Annotated in this window: 18 protein-coding genes; 9 read left to right on the top strand and 9 right to left on the bottom strand. The window is 49.9% G+C overall.

What is annotated here, in order from left to right:
• Window positions 1-13 precede the first annotated feature (13 nt).
• The 5 genes from MTP39_RS05845 to MTP39_RS05825 form a co-directional block, all read right to left on the bottom strand.
• Entirely contained in the window at window positions 14-1,168 is a 1,155-nt protein-coding gene (locus tag MTP39_RS05845; protein WP_249241812.1) for a CDP-glycerol glycerophosphotransferase family protein, read from the bottom strand.
• Window positions 1,140-2,042: a GNAT family N-acetyltransferase gene (locus MTP39_RS05840; protein ID WP_249241810.1), complete on the bottom strand. Its 903-nt coding sequence runs from the start codon at window positions 2,040-2,042 to the stop codon at window positions 1,140-1,142. The genes MTP39_RS05845 and MTP39_RS05840 overlap by 29 nt, the downstream gene beginning before the upstream one ends.
• A gap of 810 nt (window positions 2,043-2,852) precedes the next feature.
• Window positions 2,853-4,208 carry a sugar transferase gene (locus tag MTP39_RS05835; protein ID WP_249241809.1) on the bottom strand — a complete coding sequence of 452 codons (1,356 nt, stop codon included), beginning with the start codon at window positions 4,206-4,208 and terminating at the stop codon, window positions 2,853-2,855.
• A gap of 90 nt (window positions 4,209-4,298) precedes the next feature.
• Window positions 4,299-5,888: a DEAD/DEAH box helicase gene (locus tag MTP39_RS05830; protein ID WP_249241808.1), complete on the bottom strand. Its 1,590-nt coding sequence runs from the start codon at window positions 5,886-5,888 to the stop codon at window positions 4,299-4,301.
• Between the two features lie 577 nt (window positions 5,889-6,465).
• Entirely contained in the window at window positions 6,466-6,714 is a 249-nt protein-coding gene (locus tag MTP39_RS05825; protein ID WP_249241807.1) for a hypothetical protein, read from the bottom strand.
• A 140-nt stretch (window positions 6,715-6,854) separates the two neighbouring features.
• On the opposite strand from MTP39_RS05825, the gene MTP39_RS05820 reads away from it, so the two are divergent.
• The 8 genes from MTP39_RS05820 to MTP39_RS05785 all read left to right on the top strand — a co-directional run bounded on the left by MTP39_RS05820 (window position 6,855) and on the right by MTP39_RS05785 (window position 12,771).
• Window positions 6,855-7,469 (top strand): SprT-like domain-containing protein, encoded by a 615-nt coding sequence (locus tag MTP39_RS05820; protein ID WP_249241806.1) that lies wholly within the window; start codon window positions 6,855-6,857, stop codon window positions 7,467-7,469.
• Window positions 7,470-7,538: 69 nt separating this feature from the next.
• Entirely contained in the window at window positions 7,539-7,823 is a 285-nt protein-coding gene (locus tag MTP39_RS05815) for a hypothetical protein (RefSeq protein ID WP_249241805.1), read from the top strand.
• A gap of 69 nt (window positions 7,824-7,892) precedes the next feature.
• Window positions 7,893-8,093, top strand: a complete 201-nt coding sequence (locus tag MTP39_RS05810) for a helix-turn-helix domain-containing protein (protein ID WP_117553550.1) — start codon at window positions 7,893-7,895, stop codon at window positions 8,091-8,093.
• Between the two features lie 198 nt (window positions 8,094-8,291).
• Complete coding sequence (locus MTP39_RS05805; protein ID WP_112091280.1) at window positions 8,292-8,690, top strand: hypothetical protein; 399 nt, start codon at window positions 8,292-8,294, stop codon at window positions 8,688-8,690.
• 54 nt (window positions 8,691-8,744) lie between these two features.
• On the top strand, window positions 8,745-8,927 hold the full coding sequence (locus tag MTP39_RS05800; protein ID WP_249241803.1) for a hypothetical protein: 183 nt from the start codon (window positions 8,745-8,747) through the stop codon (window positions 8,925-8,927).
• 417 nt (window positions 8,928-9,344) lie between these two features.
• Window positions 9,345-9,554 (top strand): helix-turn-helix domain-containing protein, encoded by a 210-nt coding sequence (locus tag MTP39_RS05795; protein ID WP_055185326.1) that lies wholly within the window; start codon window positions 9,345-9,347, stop codon window positions 9,552-9,554.
• A gap of 2 nt (window positions 9,555-9,556) precedes the next feature.
• Window positions 9,557-11,608, top strand: coding sequence for an N-6 DNA methylase (locus MTP39_RS05790; protein ID WP_249241802.1), 2,052 nt, complete (start codon window positions 9,557-9,559; stop codon window positions 11,606-11,608).
• Window positions 11,605-12,771 (top strand): restriction endonuclease subunit S, encoded by a 1,167-nt coding sequence (locus MTP39_RS05785; protein WP_330221083.1) that lies wholly within the window; start codon window positions 11,605-11,607, stop codon window positions 12,769-12,771. The genes MTP39_RS05790 and MTP39_RS05785 overlap by 4 nt, the downstream gene beginning before the upstream one ends.
• Before the next feature lie 342 nt (window positions 12,772-13,113).
• Here MTP39_RS05785 and gap read toward each other — a convergent pair whose 3' ends face one another.
• The 3 genes from gap to MTP39_RS05770 form a co-directional block, all read right to left on the bottom strand.
• Entirely contained in the window at window positions 13,114-14,145 is a 1,032-nt protein-coding gene (gene gap, locus MTP39_RS05780; RefSeq protein WP_015538211.1) for a type I glyceraldehyde-3-phosphate dehydrogenase, read from the bottom strand.
• 199 nt (window positions 14,146-14,344) lie between these two features.
• A complete protein-coding gene (locus MTP39_RS05775) occupies window positions 14,345-15,130 on the bottom strand; it encodes a hypothetical protein (RefSeq protein WP_249241800.1) in 786 nt (261 codons plus the stop codon).
• Window positions 15,130-16,500 (bottom strand): citrate synthase, encoded by a 1,371-nt coding sequence (locus MTP39_RS05770; RefSeq protein ID WP_005922275.1) that lies wholly within the window; start codon window positions 16,498-16,500, stop codon window positions 15,130-15,132. Before MTP39_RS05770 ends, MTP39_RS05775 begins: the two co-directional genes overlap by 1 nt.
• A gap of 232 nt (window positions 16,501-16,732) precedes the next feature.
• Here MTP39_RS05770 and spoIID point away from each other — a divergent pair, with 232 nt between their 5' ends.
• Window positions 16,733-17,749: a stage II sporulation protein D gene (gene spoIID / locus MTP39_RS05765; protein ID WP_249241799.1), complete on the top strand. Its 1,017-nt coding sequence runs from the start codon at window positions 16,733-16,735 to the stop codon at window positions 17,747-17,749.
• A 179-nt stretch (window positions 17,750-17,928) separates the two neighbouring features.
• Here spoIID and MTP39_RS05760 read toward each other — a convergent pair whose 3' ends face one another.
• Entirely contained in the window at window positions 17,929-18,954 is a 1,026-nt protein-coding gene (locus tag MTP39_RS05760) for a hypothetical protein (RefSeq protein WP_249241797.1), read from the bottom strand.
• Window positions 18,955-19,068: the final 114 nt, after the last annotated feature.

Genomic DNA, 19,068 nt, shown 5'->3' with positions numbered 1-19,068 from the left:
ATCCCCACCTATCTTATTTCAAAAGTTTTTTCGTACAGATTTCAGTCGCATGACCACCGACTTCAATATGACGGTCTCTAAACGCCTTTGCCTTTTGGCTTTCCAAATCGTAATCCGCGTTTAGGATATAGCTGAGAACCTCGTCCTCTGTATGACAAATTCCTGATGGAATTTCCTTATCCAAGTCGAAGTAGAATCCACCGCGAGCCTTATTGTAATCTTCAAAGTCATACCCAAAGCACACAATCGGTCTCCCCAGAATGCAGTAATCCATGATAATACTGGAGTAGTCCGAAATGAGGTAATCTGCTACCATTAACAAATCATTTACTACGGGATAATCCGATCCATCTCGAACAAAATCATTAAAGCGAATGCCGAGCATCTGTCTAGTATTCACATGAGCCCGAATAATGAGGACATAATTATTGCCCAATTCATTCTCCCACTTTTCCAGGTTGATGGGAGGCTTCAGGTTACAGGTCTTGCCGCCATCCGTAGATTCCCTCCACGTCGGCGCATACAAAATCACTCTTTTATTCTCCGGAATACCAAATTGTTTCCTCAGCTCTTTTTTCTTTTCTTCTGTGCACGAATAAAGCGCATCATTTCGCGGCAGCCCAGATAACAAAAGATTCTCCGGAAGAACTCTAAAGTCCCGTGTAATAATCGGCTCCTCGTATCTGCCAGATATGCAGAAATAGTCGATATGATCCCAGTTGAAATCATTTCGTCCTTCGACCGCATTACCCATTAAATTGATTGCCGGGCCATGCCATGTGTTCATATAAATCTGGGATTTCTTCTTATATTTCAATCCCCGTTCAATATTTACACTTGCAACCCAATATTTAGCTTTCAACGTGGTAATAAAGTACTTTGGCGTATCTATTTTTACTTTATCACACGTCAGCTGCGGAAAATCTTCTGGATGTTCAAACGCCCATACATAGTGATAGCCTTCTCCATCCTTTGTATTCCTCATATACTCGTAGATGGCCCTAGGCGAATCATTATATTGTTTTCCGCTGAACGAAACAAATAGAATCATTTTTTCGTCAACTTTTACGAATAGGCCAATAAATTTCAAAACTGCGCTACCCGCCCCTATAAAAAAACTCATAAGCCACGGCGTATGTTTAAGAAGATACTCCAGTTTCCGCTTCATCGTTATAGATCCCTCTCAAATCAATTTCCAAATTCTTTGTTATATAGGTTTTTCCGCCAAGATCATACTTGTATTTTTCTGTTCCTCTCAACAGGTTTAAGCACCGGATTTTTTCCGAATGGTAACACTCTTTAATAATTTCATTACACCAAATCAGTCCAGGACTGTATCGTCTATACTTTTCGTTTATCGCAAGGCGCGGTACCAGGATAGAGCCCTTATCTATAAATCCCTCTAAAAATGCCGCTACCTCTCCGTCAATTAGCAGCGCACAAACTGTCCCACGCTCCTTAACAACTCCCTTTGATACATAATCAGCATAATGTCCGATTTGCGTTGACAAGCCTGTTCCATATCTACTTTGAAGTCTACCTTGATATACTTTCATGCACTTTTTATGCAACTGCCGTTTTTCTGTACCCCCCCCCACATAAAATTTACATTCATAGACCTTTTGATCTGTTGACATGCGGTTGTACGCCGTTCTAATATTCTGCTTTGCGTGCTTTGTCAAAGAAGAGAAATAGTTATCATATGTTTCTTCTTCCAACTGCACCGCAACATTTTCAACATCGGCTTCCGAAAGAAGCTCTCGTTCTTCCACAATTGATTTTATTGCTGCATAGGTTTTGGATTTCGCATCAATAAATCTCACACAAAACACATGAATGCTGTTTCTCTTGAGAAAATCAAAGAACGTCTCAAATGCTTCTGTTAGCTTTTGAAGAGAAATATCGCCATAAATACAATCCACATAGTCAAAGCACTCAAGACTTCCAAGCAGATAACATACTCCATTTTTATTCTTGTGTGTATCAGAACCAGATCCGTGTTTTCTTCTTGCAATACAAAAGACCGTACCTTTGTCTGGCATTTTAGTAAATATCTGAAGCCCAATACATTTTCCAGCATTTCTGATGTCTGAAAAAATCCTTGAACCTTCACTTTATCAAATTCTTTATTAACTTGAACCCCATTTTTTATTTCAATAACATTCACTTTGCTTATTCCCTCCACTAAAACAGTCCAGATTCATTCTCCAAGAGTCTGAGCCGTTTTTCCTTATAAAGCTCCACTAATCGTCCTCATCAGTGTGAGCCACACTGATGCTATGTACTGTACCGCTGCAATGAACGTTTCTGCGACAAATCATTGCCACAGTAACTCCCGTCTTTATCCCTGATGGCACTATCTGCGCCAACCGCTCACCAAACCTTTGCTCACACTCGCCCGTGTGAGAATCTCATCGGCGCAGAGGTTCTTTTACTATCGGTGATTTCTCATTTTCTTCATCTCGGTACACTCTGGACTAAATATCACCTTACTGTAACAATCATCCGTGAGCCTCATTTTCGGCTCATAGCCCCGCAACAGTAACCGCTTCATTTGTTCCAGACTCCACAAAGCCTCGAAATATGCCGTAGCACCAACACTTTTCGGCATTTTCGCTGTCTTTTCCCCTTCTGTGTACTCTGGTATAAACAGCTCTTTACCGTAGCGTCCTTATGAGCCGTACACCCTTATCTTTACGACCGATTTCAGCCCCGGATGATATTTTCATCATCCTGCAAGGCTCGAAGAATGATAATGTCATCGAAAGACCTATGTTTATGCCTGGTGTCACTTTTTTCGGATTTTCGCTCGTTTTTTGTCTATATTGCTATAAAGCCAAGCAGTCCAGCCGTTATTTTTTGCCACTCATGGCAGTGGTCTGCCCCTCGGAAACGCCCTCGGTGCTTTCAGGCATAAACAGGATCTTCACAGTCGCCAGCATGATTTTCAAATCCTCAATCAGACTGGGATGCGCAATATACATCAAATCCATCTGCAGCTTATCGTAGGGGGTGGTGTTATACTTGCCGTACACCTGTGCATAGCCGGTCAGACCAGCCTTAGCCTGCAGGCGCAGCGCAAACTCCGGCATCTCCTCGCAGTACTGTGCGGCGATCTCCGGGCGCTCCGGACGAGGGCCCACAACAGACAAATCACCCTTCAGGATGTTCAGCAACTGAGGCAGTTCGTCCAGACGGCAAGCGCGAATGATATGACCGACCTTTGTAATACGGTCATCCTTGTCGCCGGTGGAAAGACGTGCCACGCCATCCTTTTCTGCATCCACGCGCATGGAGCGGAACTTTAAGATTTCGAACTGCTTGCCATCCTTGGTCAGACGCACCTGCTTATAGAAGGCGGGACCACCATCGGATTTGACTGCAATGGCTGTGATCAGGAACAGCGGGCTCAAGATGATCAGTGCCAGCAGTGAGATCACAATGTCCATCGCGCGCTTGATGAACAAGAACTCTGGGCTTGCCATGTAGCGACCGACACGCAGCATCGGCAGATGGAACATATGCATCGGCCAAGCGCCACTCATAATAACGTCGCCAACGCGGGGAATGACGAACATATTGATGCCCTTCCCTACGCAGTGCTTCAGGATAATATTTCGTTCGTGGCTGTGAACACCACTGACAAAAACAGTCTCCATGCCGTCCAGAATGCTCAGGTCTGCCAAGCACTCCGACACGCTCAGGGTGACCTGCACATCGTATTTCTGGCTCAGACCGTACTCGTTGATGAGCTTTTCCATACCATGACGCACATCGTAGACCACAGCGGTCTTCTGCGGTGGGAAGGTCTTGTAGTACCATTTATGTGCGCAGGATGCCCAGATCGCAGCCATCACCAGCTGTCCCACAATTGCTGCGATACCCGGCAACAGGTTGCAAATCTTTGCGGACATCAGGCAGATCACAATGTACAAAATACCATCGGTTGCCATAGCGCCAAGGATCTGGCCGTACACAAGCTCTGAGACCCGCTGCATCGACATCCAGAACGCATCGTAGATTTTACCGAGTACAATGTACAGGATAAAAAACAGGCCTAAAATCGCAAAATGCCCCTCCCATGCCAGATTTGCATAGGTCTGGTGCGAGTAGTACAGGAACCAGCAAGCCGCAAACGGCAGCTCGATCATCAGAACATTCAGGATCTTCACGACCCTCAACATCACATCATGCTGAATCTTTGACATAATCCTCTCCAATAACTCCTTTAGATTTTCTTTTTACGACTCACGTAACTTCTCCGACCCAAATTGCAGCAAGTGCTTTGGATCGCGCTATCAACTACACAAACCGATATCTTCCCCCGTTTTGTGGTTAGCTGAAACATTCAGTTTTTCGCTTTCCCTATGAGGTCCTTGTGCCAACTCCAACCGGCGCGGTCTCGAATCCGCTTTCTCCCACCGCATCCCAATCTCATCCAGCTTTGAGATACGCTCCTCTGTCAGGACAGCGCAGCTTTTTTCAGGATTATGACGAGTATACCGCTGCCGCTTGACCCAATTTCCAAGGTTGTAACCGCCCGGTGACACATATTCTGCCGGGATATTCAGGTTGCCGTGTTCCGCATAGTAGATGCTGGCCTCAGAGAAATAGTGCTCCCAGCCGGAAGAAAGGCTCGCCTGCAGCTGCTCGAACAGCACCCGGCAGTCGTGCACCTGCTCGATGACCTCGAACCGCTCGGTGACAATCTTGTCGCCCTCACCGTTGGCATAGAGCCGATGAACGGCCTCCTGCATCTCGCTTTGCAGACCGGAAATGCTGGTCAAACCCTCAAAGTTGTTGACCACATCGAGAATCAACGGGGCTGCGGTGTCCCCGGCGGTCAGGGCGCGGCCAATCTGCTGCTTGTAGATGATGGGCGAGATGGTAGGTCGGAACAGGATGACGCCCGAAATGCCTTCCACATGGACACCCTCGTTGAGCATATCGATGCAGAACAGCAGCTTCAGCCGGTTGCTGGTGTCTGTCTTGAAGTCCGCAAAGGCTTTGTCCGTGTTCGGGTCATCTGAATAGGCCTGATACACCACAACGTCCGGGTTGACCCCAGCGAACCACTCCGGCACATGGGACACCATCTCGTCCATGTGCTCCTTGTTGGCGCAGAACACAATGTACTTGCCAGTCTTATTCGTGATATGATGTGCAAAGACCCTATCCAGACCATCCGCTTGTTCCAAAGCGCGGCGCAGCGCGTCCAGATATTTCTGGTTCACATCCTGAATGCCCGGTGCTCGCAGGTTATCCACCCGCGCCTGATACTTCGCAAGTGCTTTCTGATACTGATAAACCGTGGTCACATATTTCGGGGCAGGCAAAATACCCCTGACGACTGCTTCGCCAAGGTTCATGTCGCTTGCAATATGTCCATCGAAAAGTTCTTCGGCCATGTCGCGGTTATTATCCAGATAGCGGATGTTTGTTGCCGTCAGCCCAAGTAATTTTGCGTCCGGGCATAACTTTAATAAAGCCAGCGTGCTTTCGCCCCAGCATTCCGCGCCGGCACGGTGGAATTCATCGAGTATAAGATAGGCAGGCTTCTGCGCTGCTATTTCGTCCAGCTGCGCCTGCGTGCAGCACATCAGTTTGGCGTAGGTATAAAAGTGAACGTTTGCCAACGGAAAATCCGGGTCGTTCCTTTTCAGGCTTTCCAGCTGGGTCTTGAAGATATATTCACTGAGAGAAAGCCAAATCACGACCTTGTCCGGGTTTTCCTCGATCAGTTTGAACGCAATATAGCTCTTTCCGGTGCCGGTCGGATGAACAATGGCAGCCTTGCCATACTGGTCCATCATCCGGACTGCCGCATGATATGCTTTCTCGTTGTGCTCAAACAGACGCAATGCCACCTTGTTCACCCCTTCCCGCATAAAGGGGTATCCTCCACATGAAAAATGGAGAATACCGATCTTTCGACATCGTTGTTTGAATTCTTCTATTATTTTATCATGGTTATATCTGGAATTCAATAGAAATCTCTACAAATGTATCCCCACCTGACCTTAGAAAAACCTCGCAGAAGCCGGAACTTTTTTGCACATTGCCCAGTTTCGCATGAAAGCTCCAGATGAAATCATCGATGGACAAAATGTGTGGTCATATAGTTGTCCAAGGCGCTGGAGAGTGCAGTCTGGTGTGATAGCCGTTCCGATGTAATGACAGCCGTTAAATAGAACGCGCCCCTCGCACTGAAAAGCCGGTTTATGCCGTCACATTGATCAGGAGTTCTGACGAGGCATATCGCACAGTACTACATAGTTTTTACTCTCTTCCCTGCTACCCCTATTATATATAGGTATAACTTGCATCCCGTCACTGCAGCTACCACCTGCTCTGGGTCAGGCTATTTTTTACGCTAAAAAGGCCCCCGCCGATCACATTTCTGTAAAAGGCAGAGGCTTTCTGCTTCTAGATTTTAATCAGGTCTGGGGAGATGGAACAACTATCTCATTCTACCGAGTTAGCGTCCCCTTCCAGATTTTTAACTACCCCCGGGGTGTCTGACATGGCGTTTTCCTGCTGCATTCTGGCACATACAGCTTCGTAGATATAGGCGTTTACGCTTTGTCCCGCCTGTTTCGCTGCCTGCTGGATAGTTACTTTTTCTCCTTTGGGAACCGATAGCTCCAAACGGTCATAATTATTTTTCACATATTTGTGAACTGCACGCTGTTGTGCTGCACTCGTCTTTGCCATTGATTTTTCCTTCCGTACATTATAGTGTTTATTATAGCATCTGTGGCCCATTCTCGTGAATATACAATTTGCACAAATTAACGCCCAAATCATTGTACAACATTCCATCTTGATATCGCGCTGCCGGTCAGCTGGAAAAGATGTTCCGCGAGCTCAACAAGCACTACTTTGCAGGCAATCTGCCCGAGCCCATCATCAGCCTGAAAAAGACCCCGTCTGCATACGGTCATATCACCTGTTCCAAGGTCTGGCAGGCAGGCGGCGAGAACAAGTACGAGATCAATATTTCGTCGGCTACCCTTGACCGCCCCATCGAGGAGACCGCTTCCACCCTGCTGCACGAGATGGTGCACGAGTACTGCATGGAGACTGGGATCAAGGACACCAGCAACAACGGGGTCTACCATAACCGGCGCTTTAAGGAGCAGGCAGAGGCACACGGCTTGACCGTCGACCACCACGAAAAGTACGGCTGGACCATCACAAGTCCGTCCGAAGAGCTGCTGGACTTCATCATCTTCCAAGGCTGGCAGGATATTCAGATGGGCGAGCGGCTGGCGTGGTCGGATATGGCAGGCACCGGAGCAGGCAGCAAAGCACCCGGCAGCAGCCAAACCGGAGCGCCGAAGCCTCCCAAGGCAAAGAGCAGCACCCGGCGGTGGGTATGCCCCAAGTGCGGTACCATCATCCGGAGCACCAAGGAAGTGCGGGTCATCTGTGCAGACTGCATGGAGCTGTTCGTGAAGGCCGACTAATCACAGCAAGACAGAGAGCGAGGGCACGAGTGAGAGTAGTTCTATATATAAAATTACAGGAGGCTCCTCATGGATACTTATAAAATCGCTATTGACACCTTTCTTGCCGAGACATCCGAGTGCAAAGCCAGTGGGTGCGCCGTCTTTACCGGGGCAGACATCGCATTCCAAGACATCCAGCTGCACACGCACCGGAACAAGTCAGAGCCGCATTTCATGGCCGGACACACCATGCTTTCTGTCCCCTTTGCCAGCCTCCTGAGTATTGAAAAGCTGGTATTGCGAGATATCCAGTCCACCGAGTATGAGATCATCACCAAAGAGGGCGGCACCATTACCCTTGACGTTGTTTAAAAGTGGATCCGTAAAAACAGAGATTCGCCGGGCTGTGAGAGGACGCCCATTATTTAAAGGAGAGCAGCCATGACCATTATATCAGAACGTTTGCAGCACCTGCGCCTGACGCACGGCTATACCCAGACCGAGCTTGCCCGAACCATGGGTGTGACCCGCCGGGCAGTCTACGCATGGGAGCACGATAAATGCCCCGAGATCCCCCGCCTGATCCAGCTCGCCCAATTCTATCAGGTGTCGACCGATTATCTGTTAGGGCTGACCGAGTAAGGTGTCCCCGCCACCGGACGCCTTACCGGATACTTTTTGCCTGCTATAGTGCGGTCAACCATCAGTCCGCGCGATGGCAGCCACAACGCTCCATATTTTTAACAGCACACTTGTAAGTCCATCTTATCGGATGCATCGTTTGGTAGACTTCAGGTACAGCAAAAGCAAACACACTTCAAAATACAGGAGGAAACTATTATGGCAGGCGCTTTTTCGTTATTTTTAGGGTTGTTGGGTCTTGGTGCAGCTGGTGCAGTCAGCGCGGGACAGAACGCAAAAATCAAGAAGGCAGATTATCAGTATGGCGAGGAGCATGGCCTTCATGGCACCTCTGAGGTTCTGCAAATGCGGGAGCGAGTGCGTAAAGAATGGTGGAGCATCTGCGGCAAAACCTACAACGCATGTGAGCGGCCTGCATCGAGTTACGGCGACCTCAGCAGAACCCCGTGGTGCTATCTGAAAAAGCGCTGGTTCATTGATCATCTGAACAAAAAGGGCATCCCTTATGATGATTTGGTCGTGGATGATGTTACTGGCGTTACCTTCTACGAGAGCCAGAAAAGAACGTCCCAAGCATATATGAGAAAGCTGCGGTAATAGACATCGCGCCCATCGTCACCACTTCTATCAGCAGCAGGAGGAGGCAAATTTATGGCTAGAAATAAAATCTTGGTGCAAATTATCGATCATGAGAACGAAAATTCCGTGCTGGGACAAGACTACTTTGCATCAAGAGAAAAAGCAGAAGAATTCAAACGGATCTCAGACCGCGCGTATGGCAAGCTTCTTGGTGAAGGTCAAACCAGAATCACCACTGAGATCATTGAATGCTGACACCAACCATCATTTCCTGTATCCTCTGAATGGTCGTCCCTCTGTCGTGACCATGCTCGAGTTGCTTTATAATGGTGTCGCCCGCTATGACGATCTTTCTATCCTGAAATAAGTGTACTTCAATAGCAACACCCCGCTACTCTATGCCGAGTAGTGGGGTGTTTTTTCGTCTTGATATAGGGGCGGGAACTTTAACGACAAATACATATTCCCGTCTCTACAGCCGCTTTGCCTGTTGCGATGAGAAACTTGTAAAAATCGAATTGATTTATAGCCGATATATCAGGGGCTTGTGTTCAAGACAACACAAGCCCCTTTTTATCTTGTTTTAGGGACAGGAAGCAAATTTATGCACATTCGTTGAAAATTTCACGTTTATGTGATACAATGTATTTTAAATGGAAGGAGGGAATCGCTATGGCTGTAACCTACAAAAAATTATTTCACATATTGATAGACCGCGGTATAACTAACGCCGAGTTAATGGAGAGGGCTGGCTTTAGCGCAAATATTATTACCCGTATCAAGCACGATCATTATATATCTCTCGATAGTATTGAGAAAATTTGTAAAACTCTAAATTGTGGAGTTGATGATATTTTAGAATTTACAGATGAGGAGAAATAACGATGGCATCAAAAGCTACTGTTCAGTCGGTAGAGCCGAATATTGCTGATTTAGTGAATGGCTGGCTCAAATCATATAAAGTGGATTATAAATTGGAGCAGGAATCCTTAAACACTGAAATCGACCAAGCCTTAAATGATTATTTTTCCAAGAGTGGCGGAAAGGGCGGCAATCGACCTGATACAAAACTACTGTTACTGGCCAATGATGGAAAATACTATCCAATTTTGATTGAGTATAAGGGATACAAAGATAAGCTTGTCAAACTGGACGCCGAAGGAAATGTTGCTAACAGAAATGCAAAGAACCAGCCGGATTTTTCCACTATCAATTCCTATGCAGTAAATGGTGCGGTTCACTATGCTAATGCAATTCTGCACTACACGAGTTATACCGATGTTATTGCCATCGGCGTCACCGGCTACAAGGAAATCAGTGGAAAGCTCAACCATCTGATTGGTGTGTACTACGTTTCCAAGAACAACTTTGGCGTTGGGCAAAAGGTTGATGAATACACCGATCTCTCCTTCTTGAAGAAAGAGTACTTTTCTGCATTTATCGAAAAGGTCAAACAATTATCGCTTTCTCAGGACGAAATTGAAAAGCTAAAAGAACGTAGAGAGCAGGAAATTACTGCAAGCCTTGTCAAGCTGAATAACGATATCTTCAAGAGTGAAAAAGGTCTGAGTGAAAACGACCGTGTCTATCTTGTTGTTGCTTCTATTATGGCTACCCTTGGTGATGTGGAGAACAACGTATATCCGCTTACCAAAGCTGATTTGAAGTCGTCCAACGAAAGAAACAATACGGACGGCGATATTATGGTTCGCAAGATCGAGTCCTTTCTCGATGCCAAAAAGCTTCCCAAGGACAAGAAAAACCTGATTGTGCGAACTTTGCAAAACACACTTACTACTGACAATATTAACAAAGCGGACGATGGCGAAAGTCAGTTAAAACGAGTATTCATCAAGATTGTTGATGACCTTGGTGTTTACTATAAAATCGGCTTGAATACGGATTTCACCGGAAAGCTATTTAATGAAATGTATTCATGGCTTGGGTTCACGCAGGATCAGCTCAATGATGTGGTTTTAACACCGCCCTATGTTGCGACGCTTCTGTGCCGTCTTGCAAGAGTGAATAAAGACTCCTTTGTGTGGGACTTTGCCACTGGTTCGGCTGGTCTGCTGGTAGCCGCCATAAATGAAATGTTGGCTGATGCCAAAAAGAAGATCAAGTCACCCGAAGAGCTGGCACACAAATCAGCAGAAATCAAAGCAAACCAGTTGTTAGGCCTGGAGATCCTGTCCAATGTTTATATGCTTGCTGTGCTCAATATGATCATGATGGGTGACGGCAGCTCTAACATTTTGAACAAGGACTCTTTGAAGTTTGATGGTCATTATGGCTTTGGCAAAACAGACGAAAAGTTCCCTGCGGATGCGTTCATTTTGAACCCGCCCTACTCTGCAGAGGGCAACGGAATGATCTTTGTTGAAAAAGCTCTTTCCATGATGAATAAGGGCTATGCAGCTATTATCATTCAAAACTCGGCTGGCTCTGGCAAAGCAGCAGAGTACAACAAACGAATTCTGGAGCACAGCACACTTCTTGCAAGCATCAAAATACCGATAGACTTGTTTATCGGAAAATCAAGCGTGTTGACCAACATATACGTTTTCCGCGTTGGTGAAGCCCATCAAAAGGATGATGTAGTTAAATTTATCGACTTCTCCAACGATGGTTACACCCGTTCTGACCGCAAAAAAGCAAGCAGAAATCTGTTTGATACCGATCGGGCGAAAGAGCGCTATCAGGAAGTTGTAGATTTGGTTCGTTTTGGAAAAACGAAGCTTAATATTCTTACAGAAAAAGAATACTACGAAGGGCATATCGACCCAGAAAAAGGCAACGACTGGAATCAGACAGCTCCAATCGATACAAGACCTACACTGGATGATTTCAAAAAGACGATCAGCGATTATCTTGCATGGGAAGTATCAACGCTTCTGAAAAATCAGCCGATGGAGGATGACCGCCTGGGAAAATAGAAGCCTCACTTAACGAAAAGCTGCAAGCGGTTAAGTGGGGCGAATATAAGCTTGGCGATTTATTTGATGTAGACTCTTATACGAAGAGATTTGATGCAAACAAGGTAGTTATAAAAGAAAAAGGCGAATATCCGTATATAGTCCGAACAAGCATAAACAACGGGCAGAAAGGATACATTGATGAAGATCATCAATACTTAAACAAAGGTAACACTATTGCATTCGGTCAGGATACTGCTACAATGTTCTACCAAGAAAAGCCCTATTTTACAGGAGATAAAATCAAAGTATTAAAACCTAAGCTTGGTAGGTTCAATAAAAACAACGCTCAATTCTTCCTCGTTGCCATGAGAAAACCGTTTGAGCTGTTTTCTTGGGGAACTTCAAGTTACAATGTTGAGATAATCAAAAAACAAAGAATCGTTTTGCCTGTCAAGGATGACAAAATCGACTTTGATTTTATGGAGTCGTTCGTCGCTGAGCTGGAAGCTCAGCGGGTCGCTGAGCTATCCGCTTACTTGACAGTAAGCGGATACGACAATTACGAATTGTCGGTTGAAGAGCTTGACGCTCTTCGAAACTTCAGTGATCAAAACGATAATGATTGGGGTACATATACGATAGGAAATCTGTTTGAAAAAGTTAAAACCAAGAAGCTGCCTTACAAAGCCAAGGAATTGCCTAAGCAGCCCACGGATGATTATATTCTGCCCTGTCTGACTTCAAGCTTCCAAAATCAGGGCTTGAACTATTATGCACCCAAATCCGGGGCAACTATATTGAGCAATGTGATTTCTATTCCTTCCAACAGCGATGTCTACAGAGCATATTATCAGACAAGAGATTTTACCGTTTTGTCCGATGCTTATGCGATTCGGTGGAAGGCCAAAGAAATTGAACTTTCCCCAAATCAATACCTGTTCATGGTCATGTGCATTAACAAGGTAACCGACCTGCCTATTTATTCTTATAAGAACAAGCTCGGTGGTTGGAATGTTGTAAAGAACAAGAATATCCGATTGCCCGAAAAGGATGGAAAAATTGATTTTGCACTTATGGAGGCTTTTATATCTGCTATCAAAAAGCTGACTATCAAGGAAGTTGTTCTTTACAGTGACCGAAAAATTGCAGCAACCAAAGAAGCAGTTTCAAAAACTGAATAATTGACAATGAGCAAGGCGATCAACTGTAAAAAGTTGGTCGCCTTTGTTTTATCATCATACAGCAGACTTAACCCCATATTCCACAAAAAAGCAGGGCGCAGCCTTATAAATTGCGAATTGACCTTTTGTCAAATGGCGACACTCGCAATCAAACAAAAACCAACTCTTGCTTCTTTCAGCAATATAACAAAACACCCTTCCTCTCACGGAAACCCGCAAAAGGAAGGGTGTCGAACTCAATATCTTGTTGTCGTACCAATCACAGCATATTCGTACCGACAAAGCCGGTACTAGCTGTTACTCAGCACTGCACCTCAAGCACTTTTGAGCGTAGAGCTGTGATTAGCAGTTCTCAGCGAAGTACTTAATGGTACGGACCATCTGAGAGGTGTAGGAGTTCTCGTTGTCGTACCAAGACACGACCTGAACCTGATAGGTGTCGTCGTCGATCTTAGCGACCATGGTCTGGGTAGCGTCGAACAGAGAGCCGTAACGCATGCCGATAACATCGGAAGAAACGATCTGATCCTCGTTGTAGCCGAAGGACTCAGAAGAAGCAGCCTTCATGGCAGCGTTGATAGCTTCCTTGGTGACATCCTTGCCCTTGACAACGGCAACCAGCAGGGTGGTAGAACCGGTGGGAACGGGCACACGCTGAGCAGAGCCGATCAGCTTGCCGTTCAGCTCGGGGATGACCAGGCCGATAGCCTTAGCAGCACCGGTGGTGTTGGGAACGATGTTCTGTGCGCCAGCACGAGCACGGCGCAGGTCGCCCTTGCGCTGAGGACCATCCAGGATCATCTGGTCGCCGGTGTAAGCATGAACGGTGGTCATGATACCGGAAACGATGGGGAAGGTCTTGTTCAGGGCGTTAGCCATGGGAGCCAGGCAATTGGTGGTGCAGGAAGCAGCGGAGATGACCTGATCCTCAGCGGTCAGGGTCTTCTCGTTGACGGAGTAGACGATGGTCTTCAGGTCGTTGCCTGCGGGAGCAGAGATAACGACCTTCTTTGCGCCAGCCTGGATGTGAGCCATGCTCTTCTCCTTGCTGGTGTAGAAGCCGGTGCACTCCAGAACGACATCAACGTTCAGCTCGCCCCAAGGAGCATCCTTTGCGTCCTTAACAGCGTAGATCTTGATCTCCTTGCCGTCGACGATGATGGAATCCTCGGTGGACTCGACAGTGTGCTTGCCCTCGCCGATCTTGCCGCAGAAAGAGCCCTGAGCAGTATCGTACTTCAGCAGGTGAGCCAGCATCTTGGGGCTGGTCAGGTCGTTGATTGCGACGACCTCGTAACCCTCAGCATCAAACATCTGACGGAAAGCCAGACGGCCAATACGACCGAAACCATTGATAGCAACTCTAACAGCCATTGTAATAGTACCTCCTAATTATTTTACCCATAATCGGATAAATCACGGTATCTTTATTGTAGACCAAAACCGGCAAACTTTCAAGTGTCTGCTAAAAAATTAACAACACAATTTTATCTTTTTTTGCTTTTGTACGATTTTATGCACCCTTCCACAAAGCTTTTGTTCAATTGCACCAAGGGTGCACTGCCGTTTTTTGTCAGTTATTTCCAGCTTTTCCCTTCCCGGTACAGGCAACCCCCATGCCGCCGATGCAGCAAAGCGCAAGGCCGGAAAGCAGCTCCGGCAGCGCTGCCGCCATACCGCCGCTAAGACCCGCTGCCAACAGCAGGAGCACCCGGGGCAACTCCCAGCACAGGCACAGACAAAAGGCTGCAAGCGCCGCTGCGTGCAGAGTACGTCCGTTTTCCGGCCGGGGCAGATATAGAGTGCGCGCCAGCGCCGCCAGAAACAGCAGTGCCGCCATCTCCTGCCAGACCGCTGCCGTAGGCTGTACCCGGTGCCAGCTGGAGCTGTTCTCCATAAAGCGCATCAGCACGTTCCAGTAGAACAGTGCACTGCCCGCTATGGCCAGCGGCAGACCGCCGCCGGGCGTTTTCCAGCCGTCCCGGCGCAGCCAGCTGCGCCCGAGATTGCTCAGCCACATGGCACAGGCTACCTCCAGCAGAATGCGCACAAAGGTGCTTACCGTACCGGCTGCAAACACGAACTGTGCTGCACCGGCAGCCAGCATACACACCGCCCCGGCAAAGGCCAGCACGCCAGCCGCCGGGCGGCGGCTGCGCAGCGGCGTCTCAGGCAGCGGGCGGCTGCGTCCGGCCAGCACTGCGGCCAGCACCACAGCGCCCAAGGCAAGATACCGCCACCATACCGCGCCTGCGGTGCACAGACCGGTGGCGGCGTCCGTAGCAAAGGCAAGATCTGCGCTGCGGCCAATGCCAAGCAGCACGCAGAGTAGGACAACAACGAACTCTAACGATTCCATTAACGTTCCTCGATGGGCTTATATTTCTGGCGCACGCCCAGATACTTGTAGGCCGGGCGGATGATCCGGTTGGCAAAGATCACCTCTTCCACCCGGTGTGCGCACCAGCCCGGCACACGGGCGATGGCGAACAGCGGGGTGTACAGATCCTCCGAGATGCCCAGCATGTTGTAGATCAGGCCGCTGAACAGGTCCACGTTGGCACACACCGGCTTGGAGCTGCCCTTTTCCTCAGCAAAGATGCCGGGTGCCAGCCGCTCGATGCTGCACAGCATGTTGTACTCTTCCTCAAAGCCCTTTTCGTAGGCCAGATGCTTTGCGCGCTGCTTCAGGATGACCTCACGGGGGTCGCTGATGGTGTAAACCGCATGACCCATGCCGTAGATCAGGCCGGAGCCGTCGCCCGCCTGCTTGCGCAGGATGCGGCGCAGATACTCGCGCACCTCATCGTCATCCTCCGGGTTCTCAACATGCTTGAGGATATCCTGCAGCTGGCGGTTGACCATCAGGTTCGCGCCGCCGTGCTTGGGGCCCTTCAGGGCACCGATGGCCGCAGAGATAGCCGAGTAGGTGTCCGTGCCGGAGGAGGACAGCACGCGGGTGGTAAAGGTGGAACAGTTGCCGCCGCCGTGGTCTGCGTGCACCAGCAGGCACATATCCAGCAGCTTTGCCTCCTCGTGGGTGAACTTCTGATCCGGGCGGTAGGTGCTGAGGATGTGCTCTGCCGTGCTCTGGCCGGGCTTGGGCAGGTGGAAGAACATGCTCTGCTTGTCGTAGTAGCGGCGCTTCATCTGGTAAGCGTTCACCATCATGGTGGGCATACTGGCGATCAGGTTGATGCTCTGGTTCAGAATATTCTCAAGGCTCAGATCCTCGGCGCGGTCGTCATAGGAGTACAGGCCCAGCACACAGCGCTGTAACTTGTTCATGATATTGGGCGAGGGGGCGTTCATGGTGTCCATGAAGCCGTCCGGCAGGGCGCGGGATTCTGCCAGGATCTCGCAGAAATCGTCCAGCTGCTCCCGGGTGGGCAGGCTGCCGAACAAAAGCAGCCAGATCACTTCCTCAAACACGAAGCGGTCGTTGCGGTAAGCCTCGTCCACGATCTCGTTGATGTTGACGCCCCGGTAGATCAGCTTGCCGGGGGTGGGGATCACATGACCCTCCTGATCCTTTTTGTAGCCCACAACGTCGCAGACGTTGGTCAGGCCGGCCAGCACGCCGGTGCCATCCGGGTTGCGCAGACCGCGCTTGACCCCCAGCCGCTCGCTGGTCTCCGGGTCGATGTAGTTGTTTGCGATGTACTCCTCGCACAGGGTACGCATGGTCGTCGGGTCCAGCGTCGCCACTTCTGCGTGTGCAAAGTTCATAGGAGTGCTCCTTTCCGTCTCTTACTTTTTATACTTTCCGATCCCGTCCATCCTACGCTCTGATGGACATACTTTTATAATATCGCTTTTGTGCAGTAAATTCAAGCGCTAAGTGCGCACTTCTCACCGCAAAGCGCAAAAATACCGGTTTTCCTCTGCGCATTTCCCGCCGGTTTGCACGCTGCCGGGCTTATGATGTTCCCAAAGCTTGCGTTCCGGGAGGAGGTCTCGTATGAAACGTTCCTTTTTGCTGCTGTGCGCCGTTCTGCTGGTGCTGGGCTGCGCACTGCCGTGTGCTGCCTACCGCCTTGCCCGCACGACCCTTGCGCAGGGTGCTGCTCCGTCCGCAGCCGAAGCCGCCTCTGCCGCCTCGGAGGAAAGCAGCGAGCAAGAAGCTCCCTCCCCTGCCGACACGACCGATACCATCTGCTTTACGGATCAGAGCACCGGGCAGGCGGTAGAATTGCCGCTGCGGGAGTACCTGATCGGAGCAGTTGCTGCCGAGATGCCGGTCAGCTGGCCGGACGAAGCACTGAAGGCGCAGGCGGTGGCGGCGCACAGCTACGCCCTCTACCGCCGGGACCACAGCACCGAGGAAAACGGCGCATGGTTCACCGCAGACCCCGCCCGGCGGCAAGGCTGCCTGACCGATGCGGTGCTGCACAGCTACTGGGGCACTGCCTACGCAGCCAACTACGCCCGGCTTTCCGCGCTGGTGGACGCGGTACAGACGCAGGTGCTGTATTATGGCGATGCCCCCGCCGGGACAAGCTACTTTGCCATGTCCAATGGCCGCACCGAGGCCAGCGAAAACGTCTGGGGCACTGCCCTGCCCTATCTTGTACCGGTGGACAGCAGCACCGACACCGCCGCCGACAACTACGAATACACCCTGAACCTTTCCGCCGCCCAATTACAGCAGCTGCTGGCGGAGCGGCTAGGCATCGCCGCTGATCTTTCGCAGCAGGCGCAGTGGTTCGGCGCGCCGACGCTCACCCCTTCCGGCTATGTGGGCACCCTGCCGGTATGCGGGCAGACGGTGCAGGGCACCGCTCTGCGCAAGGCGCTGGGGCTGCGCAGCGCCTGCTTTATGGTGGTCTGGCAGAGCGGAACCTTTTCCTTTACCACAAAAGGTTATGGACACGGCGTAGGCATGAGCCAGTGGGGCGCAAAGGCACTGGCCGAGCAGGGCGCAGACTACCGTGCCATTCTGGCGCACTATTACCCCGGCACGGAGCTGCGGGGGTAACAGCGGAAGAACAAAGACGATTTTGAATGGTCTCCGCACTGCTCTGACCATATTCAGCGGAAGAAATATTTTAAATTTTGTGGTTCAGAACCACTTTTTTCACGGAAAGCTTTTTTATATTATGCAAACAGGGCTGCTGCACGTTGCTTCGTGCAGCAGCCCCAAATTATTTCTTTTTATCAGCCGAACAGCTGTGCGAACCAGCTTACGGTGGTCTCGGCGGCAGTCTCTACCGTGGTCTCCATCTGTTTGACCGTCTGCTGCAGCTTAGTGCCCTCAGTATCCTTGACCGACCAATACGTCTGGGTACTGCTTGCACTGCCGGACACCGTGAAGTCCGAAGCGAAGCACAGGCTCTCGCCCGCAGAGTCGGTCACCAGCACCATATAGGTGTAGCTCCCCTCCGGCAGCTCTCCGAAACGGATCTGGCTGTCCAGCGTGTTCAGCGAGAAAGCGGCGGCATTCACCTGCGCCACCGCACTCTGCACGGTCTGGTCTGCCGCATCCAGAACAGCCACCTGCACACTGGTCAGGGTGGTGCCGCTGGCGCTGTTGGCTGTACCGGTCAGTGCCATGCCGCTGCCGGTGCGAAGATTCACCGGGTAGCGCACGCCCTCCAGCCGCAGCCCATCAGTCTGTGCCGCCACGCTGTTGTGATCTGCGGTGACGTACCAGTAACAGGAAGATCTTGCGATGGACACGCTGGAGCTGGTAATGGGGATGCGTCCGTAACCGATGTTCCCCGCCGGGTCGGAGCAATAGAAAATACCGTTGGTATAGTCGGTCAGCAGCACCGCATGGGGCTGGGTGCGGTCGTAGAGGACGATGCCCTCCGGGTGCTGCTCCAGCAGGGAGATCAGCACCGCCGTTTTGCTTTGCAGCCCGGAGGGCAGGGTGCCGTAGCCCACCTGCATCTCCTTATATGTAAAGCTGTGTGCAAGGCCGTTGGCCCATGCTGTGGAGCGCACACTGTTCTCGGTCACGTTCGTCCAGTCGCTCAGCCCGTCAAAGTAGGCACGGCGGCGCAGCATCATTGCTGCAGAGGCCAGCGTACAGGTGCCGCCCCGGCTCTGCTTGAAGTAGAAACCTGCGTCCACGTTCAGATCCACCGCCAGTGCAGCGGGCAGACAGGTAAACAGGAAAGCAAGGCTCAGGATCAGGGTCAGCAATCGTTTTTTCAGGGCGTGCGGTGCGGTGGTATTCACGGTTCGGTATTTCCTTTCTTATTTCTTTGCGGATCTCATAGGGATCTACCGCTACAAAGTATACCAGTCTGTCATTCTTTTGTAAACAATTCTCCGTCTTTTTTCTCAATATCA

This window comes from Faecalibacterium sp. I3-3-33 (genome assembly GCF_023347295.1).
Taxonomy (GTDB): domain Bacteria; phylum Bacillota; class Clostridia; order Oscillospirales; family Ruminococcaceae; genus Faecalibacterium.
Note: the sequence above shows the minus strand (reverse complement) of the source record. Positions and strands in the feature narration are given on the sequence as shown.